General features: G+C 56.3%; 1 pseudogene. It reads left to right on the top strand.

Annotated elements, in window-relative coordinates:
• Positions 1-126 (top strand): annotated as a pseudogene (locus tag BV911_RS19465) (IS256 family transposase); the annotation flags it as partial.
• Positions 127-252 lie beyond the last annotated feature (126 nt).

Consider the following 252-nt stretch of genomic DNA (forward strand, 5'->3'; position numbering starts at 1 on the left):
CCGCGTTATCTTCGCAAAGCGAAGTCGATCGAAGAACTGCTGCCATGGCTTTACCTCAAGGGCGTGTCCACGGGAGATTTCACCGAGGCACTGGAGGCGCTGCTGGGTCCGAAAGCCAAGGGGCTATGAACCGCGCCGGGTTTGCCGGAGGCTGAATTGTCTTAGTTACGCGGCCATATCTGATCTTTCCATAGCAGCATAGAAGTTTGCTTCTGCCTCAGCGGGCGGGATATTCCCGATAGGTTCCAGCAG

The organism is Pseudoruegeria sp. SK021 (genome assembly GCF_002119405.1).
Lineage (GTDB): Bacteria > Pseudomonadota > Alphaproteobacteria > Rhodobacterales > Rhodobacteraceae > Meridianimarinicoccus.